We start from the raw sequence: 7,270 nt of genomic DNA, 5'->3' as shown, positions 1-7,270 counted from the left end.
CCGGGCCGGTCGACCACTGCCGTTGGGCGGCTTCGAGTTTCGCCTGCGCCTCGTCGCGTTCGGCGGCCAGCCGGGTGACCTGTTCGCGCTGTTCGTCGAACTTGCGCTTGGAATCGGTCAGCGCCGCCACCGCGGCGTCCTGGCTGCCTTTGGCGTCGGCGGCGGCCTTGTCGGCCTTCTGCTTGGCCAGCCGAGCCGCCGATTCCTTGTTCACCTGTTCGGTTCGCGCCTGCTGCAGCCTGGTCATCACCGTTTGGGAGCTCGCGGACAGGGTCTTCGCGGCGGCCTCGGTGGCGATGATCTCGTCTGGGCTGGTGGCGGTCAGGTAGCTGCTCGACGGGCCATTCATGTAGGTGGCGGCGGCGAACGTGTCGAACCGCTGTTGCGCCGCGGCGATCGCGGTGTTGGCGTCTTTGACCGCCTGCTGGCTGGTCTCGAGGTCGCGTTGGGCCGCGGCGACGTTGTCCCGGGTGGTCTCGACGTCCACCAGGGCTTTGTTGACGCTCTCCTGTTCCGTCTGGATTTCGGCGCTCAGATTCTCCAGGCGCTGGTTCGCCTTCGCGACGTTGGCGATCAGACCGGCCAGGCTGTCGGCGGCGGGGTCACCTTGGGCGAGCCCGGGCGTACAGAGCAGCAGGGCCACGCTCACGACTGATGGCACGACCGGCCGGACGAGCCTCGCGACCGGTTGCGCAGCGGAGCCCCGGCGTGTGCGTCTCATTCGACTCAGGTCTCCTACGGCTCAACGCGACGGGCGGCGCCGGCCACAGGGCTCTCAAGAGGCGCCAAAGACAACACCAGCATCATTTGCACCGTACGTCACACTATTGGGCGTGCAAACGCTCCACAGAAATCGCACTCTTGACGTGCGTTTAATGTGACCGAACGGTGACCTGCCGGGTTTGCCGCAGCGGCCGATGAGGGAGTGGCCGGCGGGACCTGTCGCGCCGGAAAGCGGGGCTAGGCCGTGTTCGTCGGCGTCACTTCCTGCGCCCCCGCCGAATCCGACGGAGTTGCTGATCGCCTGGCGCGCAGCTGCAGGAGGCGGGTGCCGACGGCGGCCGCGAAGACCGCGAGCAGCAGGAAGATGGTGAGGCCCGTCCACGGGAATTCGTGGCCCTCGAGCTCGCCCACGAAATGCTGCGCCGAGACCACCGGGTTGCCGGTCTTGGCGATGTCCTCGCCGGCCTCCAGCGTGACCCGCGGGAATTGTGTGCTGTAGCTACCTACGTAACTCGGGCTGAGCGTCAGGACGGTCGAGTCGTGGTAGTCGGCGCCGACCACGGTCGAGATGTCGCGCAGCGGGGTGTCGTTCGGGGGGTTGTGGTCGAGCAGCACGATCTTGAGGTTGATGCCGTGTGCGCGCGCCTGGTTGACCACATCGAGCAGCTCGGGCAGGGCCGCGGCCGGCGCGCTGACGCCGTCGGCGGCAACCTGCGCCTTGATCGCGGCCATGTCGACGTCTTGCGGAATGTAGAGCGGCAGGACGAAGGATTCGTGCCCGGTCATTTCGCCTCCCTGACTAGTGCTACCGGCACCGTACGCGACGCGGGTTCGCGATCGCCCGCCCGGCGGGCGGGCCGGCCTCGCCGCAAGCCGCGCCGCCCTTGCGGTCACGACACATAAACCACGCACACGACACGCCGGCGCGGGTGTGCGAGGTTTATGTTTCGAGAGCATCCGCCCGGCGCCGCGCCCGGGCACGCGGTCACGGCGCTTCCGAGAGAGTCCGCCCCGAGGGGTTTAAACCGTCGGCCTACGCGACAAGACTGGACCTACGGGCGCCCCGCCGTAATGCAGGACAAGCGTACTGTTAAAGTAGCACCGCACCGCCGGCACGGCCCGTCGGCGGAAGAACTAAATCCTTGGGAGTTGAAGTGAGTAAAGAAGATTCTGTGAACTCGTTCGGAGCGCGCGACACCCTCAAGGTCGGCGACAAGAGTTACCAGATCTATCGTCTCGACGCCGTACCCAACACCGAGAAACTCCCCTACAGTCTCAAAGTCCTAGCCGAGAACCTGCTGCGCAACGAGGACGGCAGCAACATCACCAAAGACCACATCGAGGCCATCGCGAACTGGGATCCCAAGGCCGAACCCAGCATTGAGATCCAGTACACGCCCGCCCGGGTCGTGATGCAGGACTTCACCGGCGTGCCCTGCATCGTCGACCTGGCGACCATGCGCGAGGCGATCGGCGACCTCGGCGGCAAGGCGGAGAAGGTCAACCCGCTGGCGCCCGCCGACCTGGTGATCGATCACTCGGTGATCGCCGACCTGTTCGGCACCCCCGACTCCTTCGAGCGCAACGTCGAGATCGAGTACCAGCGCAACGGCGAGCGTTACCAGTTCTTGCGCTGGGGCCAGGGCGCTTTCCGCGACTTCAAGGTGGTGCCGCCAGGCACCGGCATCGTGCACCAGGTCAACATCGAATACCTGGCCAGCGTGGTGATGGACCGCGACGGGGTCGCCTACCCCGACACCTGCGTGGGCACCGACTCGCACACCACGATGGTCAACGGCCTGGGCGTGCTGGGCTGGGGCGTCGGCGGCATCGAGGCCGAGGCCGCGATGCTCGGTCAGCCGGTGTCGATGCTGATCCCGCGCGTCGTCGGATTCAAGCTGACCGGTGAGATCCAGGCCGGCGTCACCGCCACCGACGTGGTGCTGACCGTCACCGAGATGCTGCGCAAGCACGGCGTGGTCGGTAAGTTCGTCGAGTTCTACGGCGAGGGGGTGGCCGAGGTGCCGCTGGCCAACCGCGCCACCCTGGGCAACATGAGCCCCGAATTCGGTTCCACCGCCGCGATTTTCCCGATCGACGAGGAGACCATCTCCTACCTGCGGTTCACCGGCCGCTCCGACGAGCAGCTCGCCCTGGTCGAGGCGTACGCCAAAGAGCAGGGCATGTGGCACGACCCTAAGCACGAGCCGGCCTTCTCCGAGTACCTCGAACTCAACCTGTCCGACGTGGTGCCCTCGATCGCCGGACCGAAGCGCCCGCAGGACCGAATCGCGTTGTCCGACGCGAAATCCACGTTCCGCGCGCAGATCGGCGACTACGTCGGCGACGACCCCGACAAGAAGGAGTACTCCAAGCTCGACGAGGCCGTCGACGAGTCCTTCCCGGCCAGCGACCCCGGCGCGCTGGAGAACGGCCACGCCGACGACGCCCCGAAGTTCGAATCGGCTGCGGCACATGCCAAGGGCCGGGTGAGCAACCCGGTTCGGGTGCGCTCCGACGACCGAGGCGAGTTCGAGCTCGACCACGGCGCGGTGGTGATCGCGGCCATCACGTCGTGCACCAACACCTCCAACCCCGAGGTGATGCTGGGCGCGGCGCTGCTGGCCCGCAACGCCGTCGAGAAGGGGCTGGCGTCCAAGCCGTGGGTGAAGACCACGATGGCGCCGGGCTCCCAGGTGGTCCACGACTACTACGACAAGGCCGGCCTGTGGCCGTATCTGGAGAAGCTCGGCTTCTACCTGGTCGGCTACGGCTGCACGACGTGCATCGGGAACTCCGGCCCGCTGCCCGACGAGATCTCCAAGGCGATCAACGACAACGACCTGTCGGTGTCCGCGGTGCTGTCCGGCAACCGGAACTTCGAGGGCCGCATCAACCCCGACGTGAAGATGAACTACCTGGCGTCCCCGCCGCTGGTGGTCGCCTACGCGTTGGCGGGGACCATGGACTTCGACTTCGAGTCGCAGCCGCTGGGTCAGGACAAGGACGGCAACGACGTCTTCCTGAAAGACATCTGGCCGTCGCAGAAGGACGTCTCGGACACCATCGCCTCGGCGATCAGCCAGGAGATGTTCACCAAGAACTACGCCGACGTCTTCAAGGGCGACGAGCGGTGGCGCAACCTGCCCACCCCGAGTGGCAATACGTTTGAGTGGAACCAGGATTCGACGTACGTCCGCAAGCCCCCTTACTTCGAGGGGATGGCGGCGGAGCCCGAGCCCGTCGGTGACATCACGGGCGCCCGGGTGTTGGCGCTGCTGGGCGACTCGGTGACCACCGACCACATCTCCCCCGCGGGCGCCATCAAGCCGGGCACCCCGGCCGCGCAGTACCTCGACGAGCACGGCGTCGAACGCAAGGACTACAACTCCTTCGGCTCCCGGCGCGGCAACCACGAGGTGATGATTCGCGGCACATTCGCCAACATCCGGCTGCGCAACCAGTTGCTCGACGACGTCTCGGGTGGCTACACGCGCGACTTCACCCAGGACGGCGCCCCGCAGGCGTTCATCTACGACGCGGCGCAGAACTATGCGGCGCAGAACATTCCGCTGGTGGTGCTGGGCGGCAAGGAGTACGGCTCCGGTTCGTCTCGGGACTGGGCCGCCAAGGGCACACTGCTGCTGGGCGTGCGGGCGGTGATCGCCGAGTCGTTCGAGCGCATCCACCGCTCCAACCTGATCGGCATGGGCGTGATCCCGCTGCAGTTCCCCGAGGGCAAGTCCGCCAAGGAACTGGGGCTGGACGGCACCGAGGTGTTCGACATCACCGGCATCGAGGCGCTCAACGACGGCAAGACGCCAAAGACGGTGCACGTCAAGGCGACTAAAGAAGGCGGCGACCCGATCGAGTTCGACGCGGTGGTGCGCATCGACACGCCCGGGGAGGCCGACTACTACCGCAACGGCGGCATCCTGCAGTACGTGCTGCGCAACATGTTGAAGTCGTAGCCGTCACCGCCTGTGCCAAAAGTCAGCGAGGACCATCTGGCGGCTCGCCGCCGCCAGATCCTCGACGGCGCCCGCCGCTGTTTCGCCGAATACGGCTACGACAAGGCCACGGTGCGGCGGCTGGAAACGGCGATCGGGATGTCGCGCGGTGCGATCTTCCACCACTTCCGCGACAAGGACGCGCTGTTTTTCGCGCTCGCGCACGAGGACGCCGAGCGGATGGCCGACGTCGCGTCGCGCGAGGGCCTGATCCAGGTGATGCGCGACATGCTCGCCGCGCCCGAGCAGTTCGACTGGCTGGCCACCCGGCTGGAGATCGCGCGCAAGCTGCGCAACGACCCGGACTTCAGCCGCGGCTGGGCGGAGCGGTCCGCGGAACTGGCGGCCGCGACGACCGATCGGTTGCGCCGCCAGAAGGCGGCGCACCGGGTGCGCGACGACGTCCCCGGCGACGTGTTGCAGTGCTATCTGGAATTGGTGCTCGACGGCCTGGTGGCCCGGCTCGCCTCGGGCGAAGACCCGCGGCGGTTGTCCGCCGTGCTCGACCTGGTCGAAAAGTCGGTGCGCCGCAACGATTCCGGGTAGTAGCGCGACGCTACACCCGAGCGACCCGCGCGGTGCGGTTGGGGCCGCCCCGGCCGCGCAGCGTGGTGCCCGCCTGCAGCAGCAGGCTGTGAATCGATCCGTACGATCGTCCCGTGCGGGCGGACAGGGTGCGGATGCTCGCGCCGCCCTCGTAGGCGGTGCGCAGCTCGACCAACAACTGGTCGCGCGTCTTGGACCTTTGCAGTGTCCTTTTCATGGCTGGCCTCCGCGCCTCGACACGATCGCAAGCACTCAGAGTAAGAACCCGCCGTCGCCCGCGGGGGCGATTTCAACCAGAAATCAGGCGAGCTCGATCAGATCGCGGTATTCGTCGGACCAGAAGTCCTCGGTGCCGTCGGGCAGCAGCACGACGCGCTGCGGGTCGAGGGCCTCGGCCGCGCCCGGGTCGTGCGTCACCAGCACCACCGCGCCGGAGTAGCTGCGCAGCGCGTCGAGCACCTGTTCGCGCGACGCGGGGTCGAGGTTGTTCGTCGGTTCGTCGAGCAGCAGGACGTTCGCCGTGGAGGCGACCAGACCGGCCAGCGCGAGCCGCGTCTTCTCGCCACCCGACAGGGTGCCCGCCGGCTGGTCGAGTTGCGGCCCGCTGAACATGAACGCGCCCAGCAGGCCGCGCAGATCCTGTTCGCCCGAATCGGGTGCGGCGTGCCGGATGTTCTCCCACACGCTCGCGTCGTTGTCGAGCGTGTCGTGCTCCTGCGCGAAATAGCCCATCCGCAAACCGTGTCCGGGCTCCAGCCCGCCGGTGTCGGGCTGCTCGGTGCCGGCCAACAATCGCAGCAGCGTGGTCTTGCCGGCGCCGTTCAGGCCCAGCACCACCACCCGTGACCCGCGATCGATGGCCAGATCGACCCCACTGAACACCTCCAGCGAGCCGTACGACTTGCTCAGTCCCTTGGCGATCAGCGGCGTGCGCCCGCACGGGGCCGGCGTGGGGAACTTGATGCGCGCCACCTTGTCGGCCGCCCGTTCCTCGTCCAGCGCGGCCATCATCCGGTCGGCGCGGCGCAACATGTTCTGCGCCGCAACGGCTTTCGTGGCCTTGGCGCCCAACTTGGCGGCCTGCGTGCGCAGCGCGGCGGCCTTGCGTTCGGCGTTGGCGCGTTCCCGGCGGCGGCGCTGCTCGTCGGTGGCCCTGGCGTCCAGGTATTTCTGCCAGCCCATGTTGTAGACGTCGACCTCGCCGCGCACGGCGTCGAGAAACCACACCCGGTTCACGACGTCGGCGAGCAGCTCGACGTTGTGGCTGATGATCACCAGCCCGCCGGTGTGGGACCGCAGGAAATCCCGCAGCCACCCGATCGAATCCGCGTCCAGGTGGTTGGTGGGCTCGTCGAGCAGCAGGGTGGTCTCTGAACCTGAAGCGCCCGCTCCGCCTTCCGACGCGGCGAACAGGATGCGCGCGAGCTCCACCCGGCGGCGCTGGCCACCGGACAGCGTGCGCAGCTGCTGGGTCAGTACTCGGTCGGGCAGGCCGAGGCTCGCGCAGATGCGGCTGGCCTCGCTCTCGGCGCCGTAGCCGCCCAACGCCACGAACCGCTCCTCCAGCTGCCCGTAGCGGCGGATGGCGCGGTCGCGCGCGGCGTCGTCGACGACCTCGGCCATCAGCGCCTGCTGCTTTTCCAGGTCGGTCAGCAGGACGTCGAGGCCGCGCGCCGACAGGACGCGGTCGCGGGCCAGCACGTCGAGATCGCCTTCTTTGGGATCCTGTGGCAGATAACCGATTTCGCCGGCGCGGGCGACGGATCCGGCGTACGGCTCGGTCTCCCCGGCCAGAATGCGCAGGGTGGTGGTCTTGCCGGCGCCGTTGCGGCCGACCAGCCCGATGCGGTCGCCCGGCTGCACGCGCAGGTCCGGTCCGTCGGGCGAGAGCAGAATGCGCGCACCAGCGCGGACCTCGAGGTCCGTGGCCGTGATCACATCTTCTCCCTTTTTGCTCCGCCGCTATTTGTCGTCGGTGAACACCGGCGGCC

6 protein-coding genes are annotated in these 7,270 nt (G+C 67.9%); 2 read left to right on the top strand and 4 right to left on the bottom strand.

Features of this window, described 5'->3' with window-relative positions; translation table 11 throughout:
- Both A9X05_RS08540 and A9X05_RS08535 read right to left on the bottom strand, forming a co-directional pair.
- Positions 1-721: coiled-coil domain-containing protein (locus A9X05_RS08540; RefSeq protein WP_368664922.1), on the bottom strand; the 721-nt coding region annotated here is incomplete at its 3' end.
- A 239-nt stretch (positions 722-960) separates the two neighbouring features.
- Positions 961-1,509, bottom strand: a complete 549-nt coding sequence (locus A9X05_RS08535; RefSeq protein ID WP_067780605.1) for a DUF6676 family protein — start codon at positions 1,507-1,509, stop codon at positions 961-963.
- Between the two features lie 368 nt (positions 1,510-1,877).
- Between A9X05_RS08535 and A9X05_RS08530 the strand changes: the two genes are divergently transcribed.
- Positions 1,878-4,694: an aconitate hydratase gene (locus A9X05_RS08530; RefSeq protein WP_197498974.1), complete on the top strand. Its 2,817-nt coding sequence runs from the start codon at positions 1,878-1,880 to the stop codon at positions 4,692-4,694.
- Positions 4,695-4,706: 12 nt separating this feature from the next.
- On the top strand, positions 4,707-5,279 hold the full coding sequence (locus A9X05_RS08525; RefSeq protein ID WP_067780602.1) for a TetR/AcrR family transcriptional regulator: 573 nt from the start codon (positions 4,707-4,709) through the stop codon (positions 5,277-5,279).
- Positions 5,280-5,289: 10 nt separating this feature from the next.
- Here A9X05_RS08525 and A9X05_RS08520 read toward each other — a convergent pair whose 3' ends face one another.
- Positions 5,290-5,484 carry a helix-turn-helix domain-containing protein gene (locus A9X05_RS08520; RefSeq protein ID WP_067780607.1) on the bottom strand — a complete coding sequence of 65 codons (195 nt, stop codon included), beginning with the start codon at positions 5,482-5,484 and terminating at the stop codon, positions 5,290-5,292.
- Positions 5,485-5,579: 95 nt separating this feature from the next.
- A complete protein-coding gene (locus A9X05_RS08515; protein ID WP_067780598.1) occupies positions 5,580-7,217 on the bottom strand; it encodes an ABC-F family ATP-binding cassette domain-containing protein in 1,638 nt (545 codons plus the stop codon).
- Between the last annotated feature and the right edge of the window lie 53 nt (positions 7,218-7,270).

It is taken from the genome of Mycobacterium sp. E3298 (assembly GCF_001666895.1).
Lineage (GTDB): Bacteria > Actinomycetota > Actinomycetes > Mycobacteriales > Mycobacteriaceae > Mycobacterium.
Note: the sequence above shows the minus strand (reverse complement) of the source record. Positions and strands in the feature narration are given on the sequence as shown.